Source organism: Candidatus Zixiibacteriota bacterium (assembly GCA_036397555.1).
In the GTDB taxonomy this organism is placed as follows: domain Bacteria; phylum Zixibacteria; class MSB-5A5; order WJJR01; family WJJR01; genus DATKYL01.
Genome location: DASWIS010000025.1, coordinates 38,756 through 63,771, shown reverse-complemented (window position 1 = coordinate 63,771; position 25,016 = coordinate 38,756). Strand labels below are relative to the sequence as shown.

Genomic DNA, 25,016 nt, shown 5'->3' with positions numbered 1-25,016 from the left:
AATTCTTCGAATTCGGCTTACAGACGGCAACCGCACGCATTTTGCCATTGACAGTGTTGAGAGCCGCAGATACGATTCGCCCCGAAACGGCGAAAGTAAGCCAAAAACACTATGCAGGGGGTTGTGAAATGAAACGCGAAGAAATGATCGAGAAAATCTCCAAGGAGGCGAAGGTCAACAAAGCCCAGGCCGAGCGTGCCATGAAGGCGCTCTTCGATGGTGTCGCCACATCGTTGAAGAAGGGCCAGAAGGTCACGTTCGTGGGATTCGGCACCTTCAGCATCTCCAAGCGCAAAGCCCGCATGGGACGCAACCCGCGCACCGGCGAGCAGATCAAGATCGCGGCGGCCAAAGTTCCGCACTTCAAGGCCGGCGAGCAGCTCAAGCGCTCGGTACGTTAGTACGGCCAGACAGGACCACCGGCGGGGCTCCAACTTTGGGGCCCCGTTCGTCTTTGTGGCGCTCGACTCAGCTTTGGAATTGACAGGTCGAACTGCGCAGACCTATTTGCCGGGGTCAGGGGGGATCGCGTCTCTCCAAAGATGCGGTCCATAGGGAAAGGCAGTCCGCAGTGCGGTGGTTCGGTTCGGTCTCGTACCAACGCAAGTCTGAGATATTCGGCTTTCTGCTGATCGTGCTCGGGCTATTCACGGCGCTCTCGCTGGCCACGCACGAAGGCGGCGACGACCGCTGGATCCATGCCGGTCCGCAGGACTTCTGGGCCGACGCCTACCTGCCGCGAAATCTCGCCGGCACCGTCGGCGCGTTGCTTTCCAATGCGCTCTTTGAGTGGTTCGGGTTTGTCGCGTGGGGACTTGTTTTGTGCACCGGATCGCTCGGACTCAACCGCTTCCTGAAGTCGTTCGGCCGACGCGGGGTCGTAATCAGCATCCTGATTCTGGCCGCCGGATTCTTAAGCGGCGTTCTGGTCGATCTGCCCGCCGCCGGACGCGGGGATGTCTGGACCGGCGAAACGACCACCCTCGGCGGCTGGATGGCGCGCTCATTTGCGGGAAGTGTAGTCAGTTTGCTGGGTGTCGCAGGCGGGATGTTGATCATCGGTTCGATTCTCATCGGCGGTGCATTGTTTCTGTTGCCCTGGCAGCGGCTCAATGTCCGCTGGCCGCAATTGCCCAAACGCAAGACCGTCGCCGAACGACGCGCGCAGCCGCGTCGATCGGTTATGGCCACCGTGAAAATATTCTTCGCGAGGCTGAAGAGTCGTACGGCCGACTGGGTTGGGCAGATTCGTCGTCCGTTGGATCGACGTGCGCGTGGCGACGATTGGCTCGACGGCGGCGACGAACGTGAGAGTGCCGCAGACGTTGATCCGCCCGATGATGGGGAACTTCCGAATTGGTCGCGTTACGGCTCGACGATGACGATCAAGCGGGCGCCGGAACGCGCCGTCCCGATGCCGATGCCGCCGGCGTCGCTTCGTAACGAACCGCGCGTCGTTTCAATGGGTGAGCCGATTGACGCCGGAGACTACGAATTCCCATCGCTTGATTTGTTGGTCCCGATGGCGCCCCATCACCGCCGCCGCGTCGATTCCGACGGCGCGTCGTTGCTGCGCGAAGCCCTGCAAACATTCGACATCGGCATTCAGGGTGAGATCGAAATCTATCCCGGCCCGGTGATCACGCGCTATGAGTTCCGCCCCGCGCCGGGCGTGAAAGTCAATCAGGTCGTCGGATTGGCCGACGACATCGCGCTGGCGTTGTCGGCATCGCGTGTGCGCGTTGTGGCGCCGGTGCCGGGTAAGGCGGCGGTCGGGATCGAGATTCCCAATCGCGACCCGGAGATGGTGAGTCTGCGGCGCATCCTGGAAAGCCGCGAATTCGCCGCTACAGATGCGGTTTTGCCGTTGGCGTTGGGTGAAAGTATCGATGGCCGCCCTTACGTCGCCGACCTCGCCTCCATGCCGCACTTGCTCATCGCCGGGGCGACCGGGTCGGGCAAGAGCGTCTGCATCAATGTCATCGTCGCATCGCTTTTGTATCGCCATCATCCGCGCGATGTCCGCCTCCTGTTCGTCGATCCCAAGCGGCTTGAGTTGTCGGTTTATGCGGGGATTCCGCACATGGCAAAACCGGTCGTGACGCAGCCCAAGGCGGCCGAACGCCTCCTGGCCGATGCCGCGCGAGAGATGGATGACCGTTACAAACGGCTGGCGGGAAGCGGCGTGCGCAACATCGTCGACTACAATCGCAAGTCTGACGAGAGCGAACGGCTGCCGTATCTCATCATCGTCGTCGATGAACTCGCCGACTTGATGATGAGTGCGGAAGCGGCGCGCATCGAGCTTTTGATCACACGTCTGGCGCAGATGGCGCGCGCGGTGGGAATCCACTTGATCCTCGCCACGCAGCGGCCCTCGGTCGATGTCATCACCGGCCTGATTAAGGCGAATTTCTCTTGTCGAATCGCATTTCAGGTCGCGTCAAAGACCGACTCTCGGACCATTCTCGATGCGAATGGCGCTGAGAAGCTCCTCGGCCGCGGTGACATGCTCTATTTGGCGCCGGGGCAGCCCGAAGCGCTGCGCGTGCATGGCGCCTATATCTCCAGCGAAGAGACATCATCATTGGTCACCTGCCTCCGGGAACAGATCGTCGAGGTATCGCCGGTGTCGGCGTTTGCGGCCGTGTCATCCAATGCCGAAAGTGGTGGCGGCGATCCCGACGACGATCCGACCAGCGACCCGCTGTTTCTTCAAGCGGCCGAGGTCGTCTGTCGTCACAAGCAAGGATCGGTGTCCCTGCTGCAACGCCGCTGCGGCATCGGCTATCAGCGTGCCGCCCGTCTCATCGACCGCCTCGAAGAGGCGGGTGTCGTTGGGCCCTACGACGGCAGCAAAGCCCGCGAAGTCTTGATTTCCGTCGAAGAACTCGAACGACGGTTCGCCAAGCCCGTTCCCTGAGCCGGCTTACAAACTTTCCGGAAACCGGGCCAAATACCGGCAATGCGGACGGCGTATGTCGGGCTTGATTTGGGGTACAACAGGTATTAGCTCTCGACCGCATATGAATGAGAGACTACCAGCGATTCGCGGCTCCGTCCGTCGGGTGTCAATTCTCCTGTTGGCGGGATTGTGTGCGTATCCGCTGGCACAGGGTGCTCAATGCTGCGAGTCTGATTCCGCGATCGATGCGTTCGAAGCAAGGATCGCCACGCACAAGACGATCCGATTGAAGTTCCGACGGGAATCGCGCTCGCTGCTGTTCGGTGAACGTGAACCGGAGAGTGGCACTCTATGGCTCGGCCCGCCCAAGAGATACCGTGTCGAGACCGACGCGCAGACGGTCGTTCGCGGAACAGACACGCTCTGGACCCACGCATCTGAGACGAATCAGGTCACCATCCGCGCCGGGAAACTCGATTCTCTTGAATTCGGTCCAGCCGGATTCTTCGGGTCGCTGCGCACCGATTTTCTGATCGTCGACTGCGAAGATGTCGATCGCGACGGCCAGAAGACATGGCGCATCCGCCTGGCGGCCAAAACTGAAACGGCGGCGATCCAACGGTTGACACTGTGGATCAATGCTCAGACACACTGGGCCGACAAAGCCGAGTACGTTGATTACAACGAAGAAACCTCGACGCTGTATTTCTCCGCATACGAAACCGATGATCAGAAGGACAGCGGGCGCTTCAGCTACTCTCCTCCAAAAGGCGCCGAAGTGATTGTCCTGCCGTCACGTACAGCTTCAGACAGTTCGTCCAAAGACAATTAGTTATATTGTAGAACGAGCGCGCGGGGATTCTGCGCGCTGTTTTTTGTAAGGGTTCGGAGATGAACAAAGGTCGCGTTTACATCCGCACGTTGGGCTGCCCCAAGAACGAAGCCGATGGCGCGGCGCTCACCCGGCATCTGAAGCTTGCCGGGTGGACGGTCGTTGACGATCCCGAGTGTGCCGATGCCGAAATCGTCAACACGTGCGGTTTCATCGAGCCGACCAAACTGGAATCGCTGGAGGCGATTTGGGAGGGTGTGTCGCGCCGAGACACGGACCGCTCCGGCCGTCGCAGACTTGTCGTCACCGGTTGTCTCGCGCAGCGGTACGCCGGCGATCTGGCAAAGGAAATACCTTCGGTCGACGCGATCGTGGGATTTAATCGTCCCGATCTGGTCGAGCGCGCGCTCGAAGCCAACTGCACCGGTCCACTACCGGTCTGCTGGGTGGAAAAGCCCGACGCGATCTACCGTGAACACACAACGACATGGCAAATCGACACCGAATCGGCGCCGCTTTCGACCTATATCAAGATCGGTGACGGTTGCGACAACGCCTGCCGCTTCTGTGCCATACCTCTGATTCGTGGTCGTCTGCGATCACGACCTCTGCAATCGATTGTCGAAGAGGTCACGATGCTGGTGTCCAACGGCACCAGGGAAGTCATTCTGGTATCACAGGATACGACATCTTGGGGAACTGATCTTGATAATGGCACCGATTTGGCCTTATTATTGCATCATATTGACAGTATCCCCGGAGACTTCTGGGTGCGTCTGATGTATGCGCATCCCGCTTTCGTGACAGAACGACTGATTGCCTCCGTGGGAGACTGTACCAAGCTGGTTCCGTATTTGGATATGCCCATGCAGCACATCAGCGACCGTATGCTGACGATTATGAATCGCCACACGACCAAAGTCGACACCCAGCGCACCATCGACGCGTTGCGTCGTGTGCGTCCCGACCTCGCCATGCGGACCACATTCATCGTCGGCCATCCCGGCGAGACCGAACACGATTTCGCCGAATTGCTGACGTTCGCCGAGGAGAACGGATTCGAACGCATGGGCGCATTCGTCTACTCGACCGAAGACGGCACACCATCGGCACGGATGGATGATGTCGTCCCGCGCGAGCTGGCGTCGCAACGAGCGGGGCTGCTCGCCGAAGCATTCGACCGCTGGTCGGCCGATCAGTCGGTGCAAAAGCTCGGATCCTTCGTCCCAACATTGCTGGAACAACGGAGTGAAGACGGCTGTTGGGAAGGCCGTACCATTCACGACGCGCCCGATATCGACGGACGAATCATCGTCTCAGGCGACGCGATCACCGCTTTCGGCATCTACAACGTTCTGGTCACCGGAGCCGAAGGCGTCGATCTCACCGGCCGCTGTGATGCGCAGCACGATGCGGCATCCGGGCGCCGCCCGTCGGCCACTGTTGGAGCTACAGTATGACAAACAACGATTCGATCCCCAAGCGACGCGGCCTTGCGATCTCCTGGCCGATGGCAGCGGCCTTCATGGCGATCTGGATTGTGGCCGTCGTCGGCTTCGCACATCAGGCCAACCGGAATGTCGAACTCGGACGGCAACTGCAGCAGCAGGAAGAACGCATCGCCGATCAGGCCGAACGCATCGCGTATTTGGAAGACCGCCTGCGTGTGCTGGAAGCCGTCGAGGATCTGCAAACGAATCTGAGTCACGATGACGAGGCCCGATTGGCGGCCGACATTTACGAGGTCAGCCAGGAGCATCAACTGCCGCCGCTGCTGATAGTCGCTGTGATCAAAGTCGAATCGTCGTTCGGCACCGATGCAGTATCGATCATGGGAGCGCGAGGATTGATGCAGGTCAAACCGTCGACCGGACGTTGGGTGGCTTCCCAGGTCGGATGGGAGTGGCCCAGCGATGATGCGCTCTTCGAGCCGGACTTCAACCTGCGCGTCGGTACGCGCTACCTGGCTGATTTGTGCCGCCAATTCGGATGTGTGGAGAATGCGCTCGTGGCCTACAACCGCGGCGAAACCGTGGTCCGCGAATCCCTGCAAAAGGGACGCAGTCTGCCGTACTCATACACACGGCGTGTCATGGACGCCTTCAACGACCTGCGCCTGCGCTATGGCGCGCCACGCATCCCGCTGACGGCGCCCTGTCTATAGTCTGATTCCAGACGACAATCGCACCGACGGACCGCCCGCCCCTCCCGATTGGAACTCTGATCGGCGGCGACACTACAAGGACTGGGCTTTTGCCTTGGTCCATAGATGGGACTGACATAACTTGCCCGGCCATGCACGCGCGTCCCTGGCGATCGATCATCCCGACAGACCTATTGTCCCATGCTGCGGCCTGTTCCATCCTGTTGCTGACCAGTGTGGGCGCGGTCTCCTGCGGCGGCAGCAAGCCGCCCCCCCTCGGCTCGGCCGATGAAACCTATGCCCGCGCGCAAGAGCACTATGCCAGGCGCAAGTGGGAGAAGGCGCGCGTTGCCTACGAACAGTTCGTGTTCAATTTCCCCGGTGCGGCGCGAGTCGATTCCGCGCAATTCATGCTGGGAATGTGCTACTTCAATTTGGAAGACTTCATCTCCGCGCGCGATGAATTCGAGCGGCTGCGGCGGCGCTACCCGTCCAGCACGCTGGTCGAAGACGCCGATCTGTTGCAGTGCCGTTCCCTGATGAGCGTCGCGCCGGAGAATCCATCATTGGATCAGCAACGAACCGAGGATGCCATCCGGCAGTTGAGATTGTTTAAGGATCTGCATCCGTTGTCAGCGCACGTGCGTACCGCCGATTCGCTGTTGGCGGTGGCCGACGGACGACTGTCCCAGCGTGATTTCAAGGCCGGACGCCTGTACCATCGCATGGGCCGCTTTGGAGCCGCGCGCGTGTACATGCAGGAGGTCATCGACAAGTACCCCGGTTCGCCGCTCATTCCCGAAGCGGTCTACTACATCGCCGAGGGGTATCGTAAACAGGATTCCCTGAGTCGTTCCATCGAGTATTTCGAAAAACTGATCTATTTGTACCCCGAACACGAACGCACGAAGTCCGCCCGCCGGCGTGTCGCCGATCTGGCGCGGCGTCGTGATCAGCGACAGGCGCTGGACGGTGACGGGCACTGATCGGCGCGAAGGCGGCTCTCTGATGCCGACGGCAGAACGCATTGGAATCCTCGGCGGTTCATTTGATCCCGTTCATCACGGACACCTGATCGCCGCGCAATGCGCGTGCGAGCAGTTGCCGTGCGATCGCTTGCTGCTGGTCCCGAACAACCACTCGCCCTTGAAGCAGACGCCGCCGCATGCGTCCTTCGATCACCGCTTGGCCATGCTGCGGCTGGCGGTGGAACATTCGCCTGCCCTGAAGGTCTCCGACATTGAAGGGCAGCGTACGGGACCGTCGTTTACTGTAGACACTCTCGACGCCCTGCATGAGCGGATGCCGCGGGCTGAACTGCTCTTGGTACTCGGCGATGATGCGCTTGCTGATTTCCCGTCGTGGAAGGACTCGGCGCGCGTGCGCAAACTGGCACGGATTGCCGGCATGACGCGAATGGGAGAAGGCGACGCTTTAGCGCGGCATGCCGATTTGACCGTCGCGATGCCGCGTGTGGATATTTCCTCGACGATCATTCGCGAACGCATCGCATCGGGGCTGTCAATAGACTTCCTCACGCCGCCCGTCGTGGCCGCCTACATTCGATTGCACTGCCTCTACCGGTCGTCACAAGATTAGTCCGGGTTTGCTTGAATTGCCCGTGGGTGCGTGTTATACTCGCCGCCAGGCAGACTCATGCGTGGTCGCAGCGTTATCATCATCCAGGTACGCAACCCCGTCGGCAAAGAGGAGCCGTTGCCGGTCTTGCGCGTCTTCGATGACGTCAAGATGCTCAAGCTGAAACGCGCATTTTTCACCGACACGCTGGCGCAAGTGGCGGCGGTCGAATTCGCTGACGTCAAGGTGGCCATCGCACCCAGGGAGCGCGCGATCTGGGCCCGGGACGCGGCGGCGCTGTTGCGTGAGCATTATCCGCAACGGCGCGGTGTGGAGACTTTGGCGTCGCGTATGGAAGTTCTGCCGCAGTCGGTCGCGCCGATCGGCGAACGCACGACCGAGAATCTCCGGCATTGCCTGAGTGCCGGTTACCAGTACATCATCACCATGGGTGGATACCTCCCGACGATGCCGCCCGAACTCATCGTCGGCGCGCTGGAGCACTTGCGCGATCATCCCTTGATCCTGGGCCCGACCATCGAGGGGGGCTGCTACTTATTCGGAATGCGCTCCGATTGCCCCGAGGCGGCGGGACTGGTGACCATCGGCAGCGATCAGGCATACCGTGATTCCACTGGGGCGCTTGAGAGGGCCGGACTCACGTGGCAAGAAATCGACCTCAACTATGATGTCAGCCACCAGGAAGATTTGGAATTCATCGTGCGCGAAATCAATTTCTGTCGGATTAACGGCGACGAAGACACCGGACGCTGCACAGAAGACGTACTCGCAGAGTACATCAAGGAGAGCCCCGCCGAGCCATAATCCGGGATCGGATCGACGCGATCATCAGGCCGGTGCACGTGGTGTCGCCGGCCCGTTGTGTTTGAAGCGCATAGCAAGGAGAGGCGATGCCTACATATTGGGAAAACTTGAATTGGGCGGAATTCCAGGAGGCGGTTCCCGCCGCTTACCGGACAGCCATGATGGCCATCGGTACGCTTGAAGGGCACGGTGTCGGTCCATTGGGCACCGACAACATCATCCCCATCGACCTTGTCGATCAGATCGCCGACGATCTGCACGCGCTGGTGTGTCCCCCCATTCATTACGGCCAAGTCAAAGGACTGGCGGCGTATCCCGGCGCCGTGCCGGTCGATGAGGAGATTTTCGCGGATTACTGCGCGTCCGTTTTCAGCGGTATCGCATCGTGGGGCTTCGATTCGCTGATCGTCATCAACGGCCATGGAGGCAACACGCAAACGCTGAAGGCAGCGTCATGGGAAGCCCACCGCCGCACCGGAATGAAGATCCTCGTCGTCGATTGGTGGCTCTTGGCCGCGCCCGTCTGTGAGGAAGTGTATGGACAGGCCGGCGGGCACGCGGGCACTGATGAGAATGGCTATGTCCTCGCGATCCGCCCCGATACCATTCACGCCGATGCGTACTCCGAACGGATGATCTATCAGTTCGCGCCGGGAGTCACGGTGTACCCGTATCCCGGGCCGATCCTGACGACGAAGGCGGGCGAGGGCGCGCCCGATTTTGATGTCGAGAAGGCAAAGCGCTATCGGCAGGGCGCCATCGCAACGGTCCGCGATTTCTGCCGATCGACGCTGGATGGCTGGGACGCGATGGGATTATAGCCGATAAACTCGAAACGTATCTTGCGTATCTCAGATCCGATATCCGAACGTCAGGAATAAGCGCCGCGTCTTGTAATCGGCGAAATAGAATCCGGGACTGGCATCGCGCAGTTCATACCCGCCGTGCACATAGGCGATGTCCAGCGTCATCACCCGGTCGATGAGGAATCCCAGCCCGGCCGTGATGTACTGCCGGTCCGATGCGACATACCGCGACTCCAGGGGCAACGGGTCGAAAAAGTATCCCGCCCGTACCGACATTCCCTGTTGCGGCAAAATCAACTCGCCGCCCAGGTGAATGCTCACGACCTCGGTCAGATAGTCGTCGATGAACAGAAGGGCCGCGGTTTCGTCCGGTTCCAATATCGGGTCGTCGTAGTCGATATCCAATTGCGACCAGTCGGTGTAGCGGATGTCGCCGACTAAGTTGATCTGATCGAATTGGGCGCCCAGTCCGAAGCCGAATACGAATGGCTTGGTCAGATTGTAGTCCGCGAAGGAGGGACCGTACTCCCATATGTAGTCGGAGAATGCCGTGTCGTGCACCAGAAACGCCGTTTCCTCCGCCGCAATGAAGGTCGGGGTCTCGATGACAATCCCGGCAGTCACGTTCGGCGACGCGGCATAGCTGAGTCCGCCGGTCGCGCTGATACCCACGTAGTCGACATCGATCGACTGATCCAGCGAGATGACGTTCGGCGAACGGTCATCGGTTTCCATGTAGCGATATTCATCTTTCCCGGTCAACAGATGCAGGGAAAGGCCGGCCGACACGCGCGGTGATATGTCGACGGCGCCTGCCGCGGTCCACTTCCACATCCCGCCGGTCTCATGCTCGCGCGCACTGATTCCTTCGACCGCAGCGGACAGAGTATTTGAGGCAAGGTATTGCACACCGAATGCGCGATCGAAACTGTTGACTCGGTTCAGACCGAATCCAAACACCAGTGACCCGCGATATGTGGGCACCGGGGCTGTCAAGGTGATCGAGTTGATACGCGTTTTTGTGATGTCCTGTCCATCGGGAAGCGATGAGGCGCCGTCGAAAAAGCTTGTCTCGTTGTCGAGCTTTTGGTGCGACAGCCCGGCGCGCAGCTCGATGCGTTTGATGCGCGCCAGATTCGCGGGATTGTAGATCATCGCCGAACCATCGTGTCCCAACGCGATCCCCGTGTTGCCCATCGCCAGGGCCCGCGCGTCCACACCAAAGAAATCAGAGGACAGCGTCTCTTGACAGAGCGCGACGGTGTCGCACACTTGTGCCCTCGAGGCCGACGGAACCGATACCGCCCAGAGACCCAGGACAACGGCCATGCGTGCCGGATGCGTCACCAGTCGCCGGAACACGCCCGACGTTGAAGCTTTCTGTGTTGCAAATGGAGTCTGTTTTCGGCAAGCAATCGCTGTCATTCTCATGGCTACCTGGGTGTGCCGCCGCCACGACGCGGCGCCTTCTGTTGATCGGTCTGTTTGACTGTCCCATTTGAATCCGAACCGTCCGGCGACTCCGCCGGCACAACGACGCGCGTCTTGACCCGTCCATCGCGAATCACTGTTCCGGCCGTCCCGGTTTCCGTTCCACCCTTGGGAGGAGGCGTGCCGGCTCCAGATGAGCTCCCTCGCGCGCCCAGTCCGCCGGTATTGGTTGCCGGTGCGCCGTGGATGTACGGCGGCAGCATTCCGCCCCGTCGAGGCGCCATCGGACCCTGCTCACCATCCACCGATTCGTCAGGCGAATCGCCGTACCAGTAGTGATCCCACCACCACGGATACGCGTAGTAGTGCCCCCAGCGCGGATACTCGAAATAGTGCTCCGGGTACTCGCCATAGAAGTACCCGTACGGGTACTCGTTGTAATCGGCGTGGCAATCGACGCAATTCTGGCGGTAGTACTCCTGCGGATGCGGAGAGCGCTCCGGTCCCTCCTGCGCCGTGATCGGGTGTTTGAGGACCGTGTAACACCCGAACAAGCCGAACACCGCAACCAGTGTCAGCGGCGCGGCGCACAGCCGCAACCACCGACGACCGCTCATTATGGGTTGGGGACGCATCATTTGTGTTCGTCGACAATACTCGCTCTGCCCAAAAAGCGGGCCGCCTACTCATCAAACCCCCATGGACAGAAGGGGTTCCCTCCCAACCGCCCCCATGCCTGCAAAGAATGTGCCCGTCGGAAAGAACCGAGATCGCCGACGGGCACAAAAGTACGGAATACACGCACTCGATCAAAAGGCTTCCACGTAGATAATGCGCAGTTCCCGGCCGATTGTTTTGGTGTCTTTGCGATTGGAGAGGAGATCCTTCAGATGCCCCTCCATGAAAATGCGATTGAGCACAGTCCAGCGCACTCCCGCATTGAGGTAGCCGTACCCTTCGCCGAGCGATAACGGTTCCTTGTCGTCGTTGAGGGCCATGTCGTACTCGGCCACGAAGCCGAAATTGTTCTCAAATCGCATGTCGGCGCCGAAGAAAAAGTTCACATCCTTGTCCTTGTCGTCGTACTCGCGGGAATAATTGACACCCCCGTGGATCGAGGAGATGAATCCGCGGCTGATGTATCCCTTCGACACAACCGCGAAGAATCCCTTCGATTTGTTCTCATAACGGTCCAGCGAATCGACCCACGCCCCAAACCCCTGCTCCTCGAATCCGACGGCAATGGCGGGCATCATATCGGTTTCGCCAAGCAACTGTAGTTTGGTCAGAAAGTTCATGCGGGGATTCCAATTCGGATCGTTCGCGGAGATGATTTGCGTCCCGCCATATCCCAGACCGATCATCCATTGATTGGTCAGCCCGACCTGCAGCACCCCCAGCATGCCGCCCCCGGGAAATGCCCGCAGCTCGGTATCGAAGGTTCCCTTCAATAGCGTTCCCGCCGTCGGCGCATCAACCATTCGGCGCGGCGGCTGATATGGCGCGCTGCCCGCTTCGTATGATCCGGGTCCCCGACGCTGCGCCTGCGCGTCGGTCGCCAGGCACACCAGGAGGGTACCTACGAAGACACCTATCCCTTGCCCCAAGAATCTCTTTGTAATCATTGGCCTACCCCTCTCGGATTTAGACTCCCCGCCAACTAAAACATCCGGGCGGCTTCAGAGTCTGTCAACAGCGAAATCGATGGCCCTAAAACGCCGATGGGATGCGCCGAATCTCCGCTGAAACCAAGCGGCTGTATCGTGCTTGCAGTGTTCCCAGTAGCCGGAGGGCAGAACGTGTTGGCCGACAACGGATATCACCGATTTGTCCCACCAAGGAGAGACTCCGTAGTGTCGAGGTCAGGAAGACCCCGTCAGAGGCGAGGAACCGTCGCCAAGTGATCGGTGCCTCGCGTGGATTGAGTCCCAATTCTCTTGCCAGGGTGAGGACCAAGCCGCGCGTGACACCCGGCAGAGCCCCCTCGCCCAGCGAAGGTGTCACGATGCGGTCTTTTTCGATGATGAAAACCGAAGATGTAGCGGCATCGGCGAGGCGATCCTGTGTGTTGAGGAGGATGGCGGTGTCGTAGCCCTCCCGCCAGGCGCACGAGAGCGCAAACATGTTTGGGAAGTACGCCATTGTCTTGACGCCGACTCCCGGTGACGTCGGCTCCACGCGCCACGGCGCGACCCAGACACGCAATGGACGGCGGTGGATACGCGGCCTCGGACGAATGCAGACAATTCGACTTGACGCGATTGTTCCCGGTGCACCCAGCGTCCAGTATAGGTTGATGGCCCCCTCTGAGAGTTGTGAGCGACGAATTGTTCGCTCGACGTCTTGTCGCCAGGAGTCCGGGGCGACGCCCCCCGGGAGGCGCAATGCGGCCGCCGTGGATTCCATCCGTTCCAGGTGTCGATCCAGAAACAGCGCCCGCCTGCGATGAAGACGGATAGTCTCGAAGACGCCCCACCCATACAGGAAGCCCCAGTCGTCGACGGGAATGAGTGCCGATCGGGAAGAAACGATTCGGCCGTTGATGCAGGCCGCCGCACAATCGCTATGGGGTCGTCGCCGCGGCGTTCGCCAGGTTGGCTCTGCGCGCAGTCGCCTCGTCGTCATCGTTGAGCAAAGCATCCATCATCGGGGCGATCTTGACAAGTGATTCGTCGTATTCATCGTCGGGGTCCGAATCAGCGACGATCCCACCGCCGCCGAAAATCCGTACCGTGCGGCCGATTTTCACCGCCGTGCGTATCGCCAGTGCGAATTCGGCATTGCCTCCGGCATCGACCCATCCCAGGGCGCCACAATAGACCCCGCGTGGCACTGGCTCCAATCGATCGAGAATCTCCATCGCACGCCGTTTGGGAGCGCCGGTCACCGATCCTCCGGGGAAGAGCGCACGCATCGCGTGGGTCCAGTTCAGGGACGGTCGCATGGTTCCTCTCACGACCGATTCCAAATGCCACACTGCCGCCGTCGCCCGCGGCCGGCATAGCGCAATCGTGTCGACGGAACCCACTTCGGCGATCTGTCCGACATCGTTGCGCTCCAGATCGGTGATCATCAGCAGCTCGGCGCGGTTTTTGTCGCTGGCGAGCAATCGACGCAGCCGGCAACGGTCTTCCTGTTCGTCCGCGCCACGAGCGATTGTCCCCTTGATCGGGCGCGTCTCGATCCGGCCGCTCCGCAGGCGAAAGAACAACTCGGGTGAGACGGAGTGCACAGAGAGTGCGGGGTATTCCTTCGCTCCCATTCGCGTCGGCCGCAGCACCACTCTCGGATAGCTCACGTGGATTCCGTACGGGCTGGGGGAGCGATCCGCAAACCGTTCCGCAATCTGAACCGCGGTCAGATCGGTCGTGACGTCGAATGCCTGCGTGTAATTCGCCTGGTAGATATCACCTTCGGCGATGTGATCGCTGATCCTGCGAATGGCGGCTTTGTACTGGGCGCGTGTCTGCCGGGGCGCGATCCGCCGATGCGAGAACACAGAATCCCAGTCGAACAAATCGTACCGTTGGCCAAGCCGCTTTCCCGCACGGACCGGGACCGTAACCGGTTCTGAATGCTCGAACGCGAAAAACTGCATCAGGGGGTATCCCAGCGCCGACGGTTTCTCCGATTTAAGTCCTATCCAGGCGTAACCCATTTCGTAGGCGACATATCCGATGAGGATCGCCTCCGGGGCTCTGGTCTTGATCTGCTCATGCCACGAGGCGAGCGCGGTCAGCGAGTCGCCCTGGCCCGAGATATTCGCCGAGCCGGCGAGATCGTCGATTTGCCAGTGCGCACAGTCAGCCGCAAATCTGCCAAGCACGCCCTCGCCGCGAAACGACTCATGAAGCAGCCCGGGGCGCGGCAGAAAATTGCAACACTCCGCAGTTGCTTCCATGCACTCGGGCTTGATCACGGCCTCGAAGGTGGTATTCATTGGCGACCAACTCAATGCCCAACTCGTCCCCTTATTGTGCGTGTCCTTTTCCCGGCTGCACCGAACTCGAGCCGGCAACGGGTACTCCGTTGCAGTATTTGTCGTTCAAGCAGCGCGCTAATCAAACGGAGCCATACTCGTAACATATTGTACCACTGTTAGTTACATTTTATTCGAGACGTGCGAACCTTTGGTAGTGGTCACTCCGTAGCAGATTTCAGGAACGGCACGGGGCTTGCCCGTGTATATCTTGGGAGCACGAGGATCAGACCGGTACTCCTAAAGGAGACAAAATGGAGACAGCCAAGGCGATAGACCACGGTTTGATGCGTCGCATCCAAAAGGATGACTTCGACGCGTTCGAAACACTCGTCGACCGTTACAAAACGCGGCTGGTCAATGTCATTTACCGCATGCTCGGTGACCAAAACGAAGCCGAAGATCTCGTACAGGAGACCTTCTTGCGTGTCTGGACACATCGACAGGACTACGACTTCTCATACTGCCTCTCGACGTGGGTCTACACCATCGCGTTGAATCTGGCGAAGAATGAATTGCGCAAGCGCCGTAAGGTGAAATTCTTCAACATCGGTGAACTGGCCGAAAAAGGGATTGATCTGCCCGATCCCAAAATGGGGCCGTCGGCGCTCGGCCACTTGCTGCAGGGCGCAATCACGAAGCTGCCGACAAAATACAAGACGGCATTCCTGCTGCGGGATGTCGAGCAATTGCCGTACGAAGATGTGGCCCAGATTCTGGGCGTGCCATTGGGTACAGTCAAATCACGCGTCAACCGGGCGCGGGCCGTGCTGAAAAACGATCTCAAACCGAAACTGGAGCAAAGCCGTGCGTTGTCGGAAGGCTCGCTGGTACCTGTGCGCTCGATGTGACGAGACGCTCTCGGAGCGTCAGCGCAAGCGTCTCAACGCGCATTTGGAGCTGTGCTCCGAGTGCCGCCGTGAGTCGTTCTATTTCGCCGAATTGACCGCGACCGCCTCGCGCATGGAACCCGTGTCGGTGCGTCCCGATTTTAACCTCCGATTGCGGTCGGCCATCCAGCGTGCGGAACCGGTCCCGTCTCCAGTTGTGCGTCGCGGATGGTTCGCGGCTGTGCCGCGACTGCAGTGGCGTCCGGCGTATGCCTTCGCGATGGCCGCCGCACTGGTCCTGATCGCGTTTGGATCGTTCCAGTACTCGAGCTATCGCGACCGTCAGGCAGTGGCGGCGGAGAATGCCCGGATCGGGCAGGATGGCGAGTTGGCCCGCGACGCCGCGTTGGGACTCGGCGACAACCAATCGGTCGTGCCGCCGCAGTGGTCGCCGGTCGATGGCCTCTCGCCGGAAATGCGCCGTTTGCAGGAACAGTACCTCGCCGATCACAAACTGCCGCGGAACTACATCCTCGGCGGCGACGAGATCGCCGACACAGCAATGGCGGCACCGGGTACCGAATACGTGATGCCGGTCGTCCGTTCCGATCAAATGATGCAACAGGTCAGTTATTGAAAGCTTCCCACTGATCGCTCTGAAACGGCCCCTGTGGGGCCGTTTTGCTGTCGTGAACTTTCTGTCACAATGCCAAGATCGTGGGGACCCTTGGGAGTCGTCGGGGTACAAGTACTGGAATGGGATCTCAGAACGCCGATGAATAGAAATCACGTTGATTGGAGGCGAATGACGATTTGCGAACGGTGACCCTACAATTGAAGAGCGCTTGGTCGATCAACGACGTATTGATGCCGGTCTTGGTGTGTTTGCTCACGGCGCTCACGCTCCCTGCCGCTGCCCAGGGCCAGAGTGTCCTGGCCACATTGGAGCGGGAACTCCGCGCGATCGCCGAGAGTGTCACGCCGTCGGTCGTCACCGTACGCGGAATACCCCGCGCGCCGGCCTCGGATGTTTCATCGGATCGTTCGATGTCGGTCGGGTCAGGGATTATCACCGACAGCGAAGGGACGATCATCACCACGGCCCGCGTGGTTGCCGATGCCGATGACTTCTGGGTCGAGTTGTGGGATGGACGGCTCCTGCGAGCGGCGCTGGTCGGGACCGACCGGCAGGTGGCCGTGCTCCAGATCAACGCGAACGGATTGCAGCCCGCCAGTCTGGGGGATGCCGCGTCATTGGGTGTGGGATCGATCGTCTCCGCCATCGGCAATTCGTATGGCTTTTCCGGCGCCATGACCTGGGGAATTGTCAACGGATTCCGCCCCGATGGCACGATTCAATTGACGATGGGCATCTCGGCCGGCAACTCGGGAGGTGCGTTAGTCGACAGCGAAGGGCGCGTGGTCGGAATTGTCAAAGCCAAGATATCCGAACCGTACTATGTCGACCCGTTGCGCCTTCCCGGTGGCGAGAATCAGGTGTCGCTGACCATCCCCGGCCGACGGCTTGAATTGCCGACCTCTTCAGTTTCGCTGGCGATTCCCATCGGCGATGCCGTGCGTTCGTTGGCACGCATCGTCAATTCGGGTGAGAACGCCCCGGCCTATGTCGGTGTGTATGTCGAGGACCTCACCGGCTGGCACGTTGCGCACTTCAAAACCCAACACGGCGTCCTGGTGACCGGCGTCGTCGATCAGACGCCTGCGTCGCGTTACGGCATGAAGTTGGGTGATGTGATCACCGCCATCGACCGCCAGGACGTGCCGACGGTACAAAGATTCCGGCAACTGGTGGCCCAGGCCATTCCCGGCCAGCGCCTGCTTTTTGACGTGCTCCGTGGCGGACTGCCGTTGAAGATCGTTGTGCAGACCGGTCGCGCGGATATTCCCAATGTTTATCAGCCGACGGCATCACTCACAGCGGCCCCGGCGGGCTCCGCATCAGGCCGACCGCGCTCCACGTCGGACCTACCGTCAAACCAGCCGATGGCGTCGCAGCACGGTCTGGCTGTACCTCCCATTCCCTCCTCGGGACTGCAGGATTCCCTTGTCATGCGCGATCCGAGAGGACGGATGGAGCAGATGCACGAAACTCTCGATTCCATTCGGCGCGAAATCGACAAGGTTCCGGATTCACCCACGACTCCGTAACGCGTCCCCCGCCCACGCCGCGTCAGAGCTTCGCTTGCTCCGGAGGCGGGCGCATCCTATCCTCTTGCAACGGCTCACAACGTTGTGCATGGAATCGTATGCCTAATCGATGAGCAAATTCTTCAAAATCCTGCTGATCATCGTCTTGGTCTTTGTCGGGCTGGTCATTACCGGTGTCATAGTTCTGACACAGACTTCGTTGCTGAAAAACAGGGCCAGCGCGCTGCTGAACGAGCGGCTGGGTTCCTCCACTCGGCTTCAGATCAGGATCGGCGATCTGTCGGGATCCTATCTCGATGGGATCGCCGCCGACTCGGTTGTGCTCACGACCGACGGCGACGGCGCCCTCGATACCGTCGCGGTGGTCGGCCGGGTCGAGGCGAGGTACAGTGCCTCGAACATTCTGGGCGGGCAGTTTCGCATTCGCCGCCTGGCCATCACGAATCCGCGCATCTTTGTGCCGCGCGATTCGGTCATTGCTTACCTGCAATCGCTATTCACCGACACCGGCTCGGCTGCAGCGGGGCGTCCGCCATCGGCATTCGAGATCGACACGCTCGTCATCACCAACGGCGCGATCCTTCACGCCGACGACTCCAGCATCGTCGCCGAGGCGATCAACCTGTTGCTGGAGATTCGTCAGAGTGGCACGGGCGCTCATGCCGTTGTGCATTCCGGCACCGCGCAGGTCGAGCGGCTCGGCACGGTGACGGCACGCGCCGACCTGCATTACGTCGATCGCCAAGTGTCGTTCGATTCGGTTGCCATCCGCACCAATCGCTCCAACATCTGGCTGTCAGGGACATCACAGCATTTCACGATCAAAACCACTCCAATCGATCTGGCGGAGGTCGAGTTGTTTCGGCCGATCGGCGTTGGCGGACTACTGCGATTCGATGGCGCAATCGCGTCCGATTCCACACGAGATGTCTGGACCCTTGTCGGTACGGTTTCGGGTCGTCTGGACCGCTACGAATTGGAAGATGTCCGGGTTCGGCTGAGTGTCGACAGCACCGGCGTTGTAGTCGATTCGGTTGCGGGACACATCTCGGGGGCTCGCTGGCGTGGATCGGGCCTCTTGGACTGGCGCTTGGTGCCGATGGCGTGGTCGTACGAGGGCGCAGTCTCGAACTTCGATCTGCAGCGGTACGTTCCCAACGCAGTGCGCACCAACATATCAGGCAACGTGTCTGTCGCCGGCCACGGATCAACGGAACAGGACTTCGTGGCGCGGTGTGATGTGCGACTCGGCGCCGGCGCGATCGCCATGATCGATATGGACGCTGCCATCGGATTGTTGACCGCCTGCGCGGAGTCGTTGGTTGTCGACGGCGGCTTTATCGTCGAACTGAATGCGACACGTCTCTCCGTGTCGGGGCGTGTGGATTACAACGATTCTCTGGACGTGGTGGCGGATTTCGAGTGCAGCGATCTGACCGCGTGGCGCGAATATCTTCCGGTCGAATCGTTATCCGGAGCAGGCGGCGGCTTCGTTTATTTCTCGGGACCGACCGATGATCCGGATTTGTCCGGTGTCATCGAGTCCGACTCGCTGCGGCTATTTGATCTTGTCACCTCCAGCTTTCACGGGCGGTTCCATGTGCCGCGATTTCTGTCCGATCCGTCCGGAAGCCTGGAAGCGCACCTCGGGAGCTCCGACGTCTGGGGGATCGCGACCGACTCGATCACTCTTTCGGCCGCGGTTGCGGGGCACCAGATCACGCTTGACTGGATTGACTGGAGTACGCCAGGGCACCACCTGGAAGGAGCCGGCGTGCTCGACATCGCAGGCGATTCCATTCCGTTGTCGCTGTACCCGCTGTCCATCGACTGGGATGGCCGCCGATACTCAGCCGGGGACAGTCTGCGTTTTGTTTTTACTCCCGTCGGTATCGACGTCAGGTCGCTGCAATTCGAAGGGCCGCTGGGAATTCTGACCGCGAACGGCCGCTACGACTACGATGCCGGGATGTCTTTCGTGTTCTCGGTCGACCATTTCCGTCTCGATGCCGTCCGCCGCTGGTTTCTTCCCCATCGGCCGATGGACGGCCTTATGGTGATCAGTGGGCGCATCGCCGGAACGGTGCAGAGCCCGACGTTTGCGATCGACGGCACAATCTCCGACGTCGAGTATGACCAACGCCCCTACGGCGACGTCACACTGGCGGTCTCCTACGCAGACCGTCGTCTCGATGTCGCCAATCTGCATCTGCAGAATGACGATTTCACAGTCGACATCGCCGGTTCGTTTCCGATTGATCTGAGCCCTACGCCGGTCGGCAGCCGCATACTCGATGAGCCGATGCGCGGGCGCCTGATCGCCTCGGGCGAGGTTCTCGACCGACTGGCAGTCTTACAGGATCAGACGCTCGAGTCGATCCAGGGGCCGTTTGCCATATCCGCCATCGTCGAGGGGACCCCCCATGCGCCCCGCCTGTCGGGGGATGCGCATCTGCGTGGCGGGCACATCAAGCTCCTGGACTTTGTCGATCCGTTGGATAATGCGCAGGTCGATCTGATATTGAGGCAGGATACGATCATCATCGAACGCGCCGAGATGGTGGTTGGTGAAGGAAAAGACAAGGGGCGGGTGGACGCTTCCGGTTCGGTGCGAATTGTAACGTACGACGACCTCGATTATAACGTTCGCGTGAAAGGCCATAAAGTCCCGGCCCGGTTCGAATTTGTCGACTGGGTGGCCCAGGCCGACTTTGATCTGACTGTGCGCGGCTCCGCGCCCCCGTTTATGTCCGGGACGATCCGCCCGCAACGGTTTGTCGACCGCGAACCATTCGACGACGACGACGCACCGCGCGCCGAGGACACGACTCTCTGGGATTGGGATTTGACCGTCGATGTTCCGGGCAACTATTGGATCCACAACGATCAAATCGAAGCCGAGATGTCGGCCCAGATGCGGATTCTCCGACAACGAGGGCTGATCAACTTCGTGGGCGAAGCGGAAGTTGTGCGCGGCAAGGTCAATTTCTTTGATCGCGTCGGACGAATCGAGAGGGGCGTGTTGACCTTTGATGATCCCAACACACCGGACCCGGCCCTGGACATCGATGTCGTCTTCCGCATCCAGCAGCCCCGAGTCGAAGCCGCCGGTCCCGGCGCGACCAGCGAAGTCGTCGATCTGCGCATGCATGTCGGCGGACGCGCATCGGAGCCGTTGATTCAACCCGAGCCGCCGTATACTGAGGAGGACGTCCTCCTGCTGTTGGCCGCCAATGCCACCTCCGCGACATCCGGCGATCCGTTCGCGGATCGCCTCCGATTCGCCGCGACCGGATTGGTGTTTTCCGAAGTCCAACGAGCCGCCGCGCGTCGTCTGGGACTGGAAACTTTCGAGATCGAATCGGGTGGCAGCGCCTCGGATACACGGATCACCATCGGGCGATACCTGTCGCCACAATTCTATTTGTACGGAGCCAGTCCGGTGGCCTCCGGCTCTGGTCAGGAGGTCGGATTCGAGTACCGCTTCAGTCGTCGCCTGTACCTGGAAGGCAACCGCGACCGCGACAACAACTACCGTCTCAATCTGCACATCAATTGGGACTACTAAGCTATCGTCGCCGTCTGCGATCCACACGAGCGCTCTGCGGCGTTGTGCTCATCGTCTCGGCGATGGCGCCGGTTGCACCGGCACAGGACGACCTGAGCATGTGGCGTCGCCGACGGCCCCAAGTGGGGCGCATCGATATCGCCGGCAATGAATCGGTGTCGTCCGGGACGATCCGTCGGGCTATGCAGATTTCGACCGCCGGTTTCTGGGCCAAGCTGGGGCTGCGTGAACGCCCGCGTCTGTTGGTCGGGGCCGAGACCCGCGATGAAGCTGCCGTCCGGTTTGCTTACCGTCGGCACGGTTTCTGGGATGCCCAGGCCGCAATCAGCGCCGTCCCGGATCCACATAGTGAGAAGGCGGTTGTCACAGTCTTTGTCGAAGAAGGGCAGCTCTATCGATGGGGAAATGTGTCGTTGTCCGGCGACCACGAAGATATCCAACAACGCGCTGCCCGCGTGTTGCGCCAGTTGGGCCGCGGTCAGCCCGCCGATTCACTGGAATTGGCGCTCGCAGTGACGCGGATTCAGACGATTGCCGCCAACTACGGTCATCCCCGAAGTCGCTTGCGTCTGACAGTCACGCCGCGCGGCGATTCGCTGGACGTGGTGATGGATCTGAATGCCGGTCGCGAAGTGCGGCTCGGGGAGCTGGAAGTCGAAGGTGCGACACGAACACGCGAGTCGTACATCCGCAAGGAGGTCAACTGGCGGCCGGGCGCGTTGTATTCCCAGCAACGGCTCAACTGGCGCAAGCAGGATGTTTACAATACGGGGCTTTTTAGCTTCGTGCGGTTGGAACCGGCCGGGCCCGACTCTCTCCAGGCGCCGGATACGAACGCCGTCGCGCCGGTGACGGCGGACACATCCGACTTCCGCCTGCGTGTCGTCGAGCGCAAGCCGTCGTTCATCGGGTTTCGCACCGGCGCGGGACAAGATCCCCAGCGTGATCTGACTTGGGACTACGCATTCGAATGGGGATCGCGCAACTGGTTCGGCACCGGACGCAAGTGGCTGCTCACCGCTCAATCGGGATTCGTCGTCATTACCGACTGGCGGGTCATCCATCATCGATTCGCCGCCTCCTACACGGAGCCCTGGATATTCAATGTTCGCCTGCCCACCACGGTCACGCTGGCATTCGAGCCCGGCGTCAAATCGGCCGTTCAGGATTACAGCGTCGAACGCATCTCCGGCGAATTGAATGTGACCCGCCGGATCAAGCGCATTAGCCGTATCTGGTCGTCGCTTGTTTACGAACGTGTCAACATCTACGGCATTCCCGAGGAACGAGAAGACCAATTTATCGAAGAGGAAGGGATTAGTCTCAAACGGCGCTGGATTTTTGCCTATGAACGCGATAGCCGTCCCAGCGTCTTCCTGCCGACGGCCGGATCACGCAGCCGCATCGATCTCGAGTATGTCGGCGGTATCCTCGGAGGAGCCAACGACTTCTATAAAGTCGATGTCTCGTGGGCGCGGTATCAGCGCGTCAGTCCGACCTCGATTCTCGCAACCCGGTTTCGATTGGCTTGGGCGAAAACTCTTGCGGGTGGGACTTTCGTGCCGACCATCGACCGATACTATCTGGGAGGCGCGAACTCGATCCGCGGGTATTCGGAAAACTCGATTGGTCCGGTCGATTCGACCGGCGCCCCCAACGGCGGACTGGTTGTCGTGCTGGCCAACATGGAGCTGCGCACGCCCGTAATCTGGAAGTTCTGGTTCACATTCTTCGGAGACGCAGGGAACAACTGGGGACGGTTCCGTGACGTGCGCTTAGACGAGTTTCTCGTCTCCGTCGGGCTGGGTTGGCAGTACATGGCCCCGGTCGGGCCGATCCGGCTGGACTATGCACGGCGCGTTGTGCATCCGACATACCCGGCATCGGATCGGCTCCACCTTTCGATCCTCTTTGCGTTCTGAGTTTGTATCTTGGTTTCGGAGCCCGAGAGCCACCTGCGGTGGAGACGTGACCCCTGATGAATAAACCAGAGACCAAAAGGCCGCTCATTTGCCTGACAGTTCGGGGGAAGCCGTTTGACGCCGAACGGCACGAGCCAACGACGGCTCCGTTTGAGTGGATCACGAACGCTTACTCGGCCCTCGTCTCGCATTGCGGCGGCGTGCCGTTGTTGCTGTCAAACGAATGCCCGCCCGCCGATGTTGCGCGAATCGTCGGCCTGACTCATGGCCTGCTGTTGACCGGGGGAGAGGATATGGCGCCCAGGTACTTCGGCGAAAAAGCAACCGTCGATAATCTGACCATCAACGAGGCGAGGGATGCCGTCGAGTTGTCCGCCATCGCTGCCGCTGATGCCGTCGGTATGCCGATCTTCGGCATCTGCCGCGGAGCACAAGTTCTCAACATCGCGCGTGGCGGATCGGTCTATCAGGACCTGGCCCAAACTCATCCGACGCCGGTGCGCGATCATTCGCGTGGGCCGAGCCGCACCGAGGTCGGCACGCATCGTGTCGAGTTGGAGGCCGACAGCCATCTCCGTCGCGTCATGGGCCATGATCGCGTCGACGGTGCCAGCGATCACCATCAAGCGATCAACAAGCTGGGACGCGGTTTGTGGTGCGTGGCGCGTTCCCCTGAAGACGGCGTCATCGAGGCCGTCGAAGAGCGCGGCGAACGGTTTGTCGTCGGAGTCCAATGGCACCCGGAAGCGCGTCCCAACGACGACGCGTCGCAGAGGATCTTCGACGCGTTCGTCGATGCGGCACGCACCTTCGCCCAACAATCAACTGTGCGTAATCCGGCTCAGATGCCCTGAGAGCGATCATGTCCCGCACGATCTATTGCGATCACAACAGCACGACGCCTCTGGATGCCCGCGTCGCACAGGCGGTGCACGATGCAGCCGTCGCAGACGGATACAATCCGTCGTCGTCGCACCGCCTCGGCCAGCGCGCGCGGGCGCGCCTGGTGGACGCGCGCGAGCGGATTGCCGAATTCATCGGTGCACAGCCGGCGGAGATCGTCCTGTGCGGATCCGGGAGCGAAGCCGACAATCTGGCGGTATTCGGCTCATTGTACTCACCCGACGCCCGCGGGCGGCATTTTGTAACGGTCGCGACCGAGCATCATGCGTTGACCGAATCGGCGGCCTGGGCTCAGCAGCAGGGATTCGACGTTACAATTCTCCCGGTCGACGGCGCGGGTCGGATCGATGCCGATGAGTTCTCCGACGCGCTGCGCGATGACACGCAAATTGCGTCGGTGATGCTGGCCAACAATGAAATCGGAACGCTACTGCCGATCGCGCAATTGGCCAACATCGCCCGCCGACGCGGCGTCGTATTCCATACCGATGCCGTGCAGGCACTCGGAAAGGTGAGCGTGAATGTCGATTCGCTCAGTGTCGATATGCTCTCGTTGTCGTCGCACAAGTTTTATGGACCCAAGGGCGTCGGCTTGCTGTATGTCCGTCAGGGCATCCGCCTGGCGCCGATCATTCACGGCGGCGGACAAGAGATGCGTCGCCGCGCGGGGACTGAGAATCTGTCCGGTGCAGTCGGCACCGCCGCCGCGATGCATTTGCTCGCCGCCGACCCTGACGAACCGGCACGCATCGGGCAACTGGCCGAGCAGTTTCGATTGCGGCTCGGCGAACAGGTGGACGACATCGTGTTTTTCGGCGATCCGGATCACTGTCTGCCGAATACGGTCAGCGTCGGATTCGGCGGCGTCGACGGCGAATCGCTGGCGATTGCGCTCGATCTGAAAGGCATTTGTGTTTCAACCGGTTCGGCCTGTACATCCGGCGCCAGGGAGCCATCGCACATCCTGCAGGCCATGAATGTCCCGTTGCACTATGCCAACGGCTCGATTCGCTTCTCTTTCGGTCGCTTAAGTCATCAAGATGATCCGATGCGCATCACGGAGACCGTGGTCTCCGAAGTCAACCGATTGCGGGCCATGTCTCCACTGGCGACGCGCCGCTGAGA

21 protein-coding genes are annotated in these 25,016 nt (G+C 60.5%); 16 read left to right on the top strand and 5 right to left on the bottom strand.

Annotation, left to right across the window (positions count from 1 at the left end; translation table 11 throughout):
- Nucleotides 1-128: 128 nt before the first annotated feature.
- The 9 genes from VGB22_07890 (at nt 129) to VGB22_07850 (ending at nt 9,104) form a co-directional block, all read left to right on the top strand.
- Nucleotides 129-401, top strand: coding sequence for an HU family DNA-binding protein (locus tag VGB22_07890; protein ID HEX9751186.1), 273 nt, complete (start codon nt 129-131; stop codon nt 399-401).
- 170 nt (nt 402-571) lie between these two features.
- A complete protein-coding gene (locus VGB22_07885; GenBank protein HEX9751185.1) occupies nt 572-2,923 on the top strand; it encodes a DNA translocase FtsK 4TM domain-containing protein in 2,352 nt (783 codons plus the stop codon).
- Between the two features lie 103 nt (nt 2,924-3,026).
- On the top strand, nt 3,027-3,737 hold the full coding sequence (locus VGB22_07880) for an outer membrane lipoprotein carrier protein LolA (protein HEX9751184.1): 711 nt from the start codon (nt 3,027-3,029) through the stop codon (nt 3,735-3,737).
- A gap of 59 nt (nt 3,738-3,796) precedes the next feature.
- Nucleotides 3,797-5,197: a 30S ribosomal protein S12 methylthiotransferase RimO gene (rimO, locus tag VGB22_07875; protein ID HEX9751183.1), complete on the top strand. Its 1,401-nt coding sequence runs from the start codon at nt 3,797-3,799 to the stop codon at nt 5,195-5,197.
- Complete coding sequence (locus VGB22_07870; protein HEX9751182.1) at nt 5,194-5,901, top strand: lytic transglycosylase domain-containing protein; 708 nt, start codon at nt 5,194-5,196, stop codon at nt 5,899-5,901. Before rimO ends, VGB22_07870 begins: the two co-directional genes overlap by 4 nt.
- 131 nt (nt 5,902-6,032) lie before the next feature.
- Nucleotides 6,033-6,866, top strand: coding sequence for an outer membrane protein assembly factor BamD (gene bamD, locus VGB22_07865; protein ID HEX9751181.1), 834 nt, complete (start codon nt 6,033-6,035; stop codon nt 6,864-6,866).
- Nucleotides 6,867-6,888: 22 nt separating this feature from the next.
- Nucleotides 6,889-7,479 carry a nicotinate (nicotinamide) nucleotide adenylyltransferase gene (gene nadD, locus VGB22_07860; GenBank protein ID HEX9751180.1) on the top strand — a complete coding sequence of 197 codons (591 nt, stop codon included), beginning with the start codon at nt 6,889-6,891 and terminating at the stop codon, nt 7,477-7,479.
- A 57-nt stretch (nt 7,480-7,536) separates the two neighbouring features.
- Nucleotides 7,537-8,283: a DUF2064 domain-containing protein gene (locus tag VGB22_07855; protein ID HEX9751179.1), complete on the top strand. Its 747-nt coding sequence runs from the start codon at nt 7,537-7,539 to the stop codon at nt 8,281-8,283.
- Nucleotides 8,284-8,369: 86 nt separating this feature from the next.
- On the top strand, nt 8,370-9,104 hold the full coding sequence (locus VGB22_07850; protein HEX9751178.1) for a creatininase family protein: 735 nt from the start codon (nt 8,370-8,372) through the stop codon (nt 9,102-9,104).
- Nucleotides 9,105-9,134: 30 nt separating this feature from the next.
- Here the strand turns inward: VGB22_07850 and VGB22_07845 are convergent, their stop codons facing one another.
- The 5 genes from VGB22_07845 to VGB22_07825 form a co-directional block, all read right to left on the bottom strand.
- The gene (locus VGB22_07845) at nt 9,135-10,418 is read right to left on the bottom strand and encodes a hypothetical protein (GenBank protein ID HEX9751177.1); all 1,284 of its coding nucleotides are present in this window, start codon (nt 10,416-10,418) and stop codon (nt 9,135-9,137) included.
- 104 nt (nt 10,419-10,522) lie between these two features.
- Nucleotides 10,523-11,137 carry a hypothetical protein gene (locus VGB22_07840; GenBank protein HEX9751176.1) on the bottom strand — a complete coding sequence of 205 codons (615 nt, stop codon included), beginning with the start codon at nt 11,135-11,137 and terminating at the stop codon, nt 10,523-10,525.
- Between the two features lie 192 nt (nt 11,138-11,329).
- Complete coding sequence (locus VGB22_07835; protein ID HEX9751175.1) at nt 11,330-12,145, bottom strand: hypothetical protein; 816 nt, start codon at nt 12,143-12,145, stop codon at nt 11,330-11,332.
- Between the two features lie 85 nt (nt 12,146-12,230).
- A complete protein-coding gene (locus tag VGB22_07830) occupies nt 12,231-13,145 on the bottom strand; it encodes an aminotransferase class IV (GenBank protein ID HEX9751174.1) in 915 nt (304 codons plus the stop codon).
- Complete coding sequence (locus tag VGB22_07825; protein ID HEX9751173.1) at nt 13,084-14,460, bottom strand: anthranilate synthase component I family protein; 1,377 nt, start codon at nt 14,458-14,460, stop codon at nt 13,084-13,086. Before VGB22_07825 ends, VGB22_07830 begins: the two co-directional genes overlap by 62 nt.
- 293 nt (nt 14,461-14,753) lie before the next feature.
- Here VGB22_07825 and VGB22_07820 point away from each other — a divergent pair, with 293 nt between their 5' ends.
- The 7 genes from VGB22_07820 (at nt 14,754) to VGB22_07790 (ending at nt 25,014) form a co-directional block, all read left to right on the top strand.
- Entirely contained in the window at nt 14,754-15,350 is a 597-nt protein-coding gene (locus VGB22_07820; GenBank protein ID HEX9751172.1) for a sigma-70 family RNA polymerase sigma factor, read from the top strand.
- Nucleotides 15,307-15,966, top strand: a complete 660-nt coding sequence (locus VGB22_07815; GenBank protein HEX9751171.1) for a zf-HC2 domain-containing protein — start codon at nt 15,307-15,309, stop codon at nt 15,964-15,966. The genes VGB22_07820 and VGB22_07815 overlap by 44 nt, the downstream gene beginning before the upstream one ends.
- A 185-nt stretch (nt 15,967-16,151) precedes the next feature.
- Complete coding sequence (locus tag VGB22_07810) at nt 16,152-17,498, top strand: S1C family serine protease (GenBank protein ID HEX9751170.1); 1,347 nt, start codon at nt 16,152-16,154, stop codon at nt 17,496-17,498.
- A 109-nt stretch (nt 17,499-17,607) separates the two neighbouring features.
- Nucleotides 17,608-21,066, top strand: coding sequence for a translocation/assembly module TamB domain-containing protein (locus VGB22_07805; GenBank protein ID HEX9751169.1), 3,459 nt, complete (start codon nt 17,608-17,610; stop codon nt 21,064-21,066).
- 44 nt (nt 21,067-21,110) lie between these two features.
- Nucleotides 21,111-22,988, top strand: coding sequence for a BamA/TamA family outer membrane protein (locus tag VGB22_07800; protein ID HEX9751168.1), 1,878 nt, complete (start codon nt 21,111-21,113; stop codon nt 22,986-22,988).
- Between the two features lie 56 nt (nt 22,989-23,044).
- Entirely contained in the window at nt 23,045-23,842 is a 798-nt protein-coding gene (locus VGB22_07795; protein HEX9751167.1) for a gamma-glutamyl-gamma-aminobutyrate hydrolase family protein, read from the top strand.
- An 8-nt stretch (nt 23,843-23,850) separates the two neighbouring features.
- Nucleotides 23,851-25,014: a cysteine desulfurase family protein gene (locus VGB22_07790; GenBank protein HEX9751166.1), complete on the top strand. Its 1,164-nt coding sequence runs from the start codon at nt 23,851-23,853 to the stop codon at nt 25,012-25,014.
- Nucleotides 25,015-25,016: the final 2 nt, after the last annotated feature.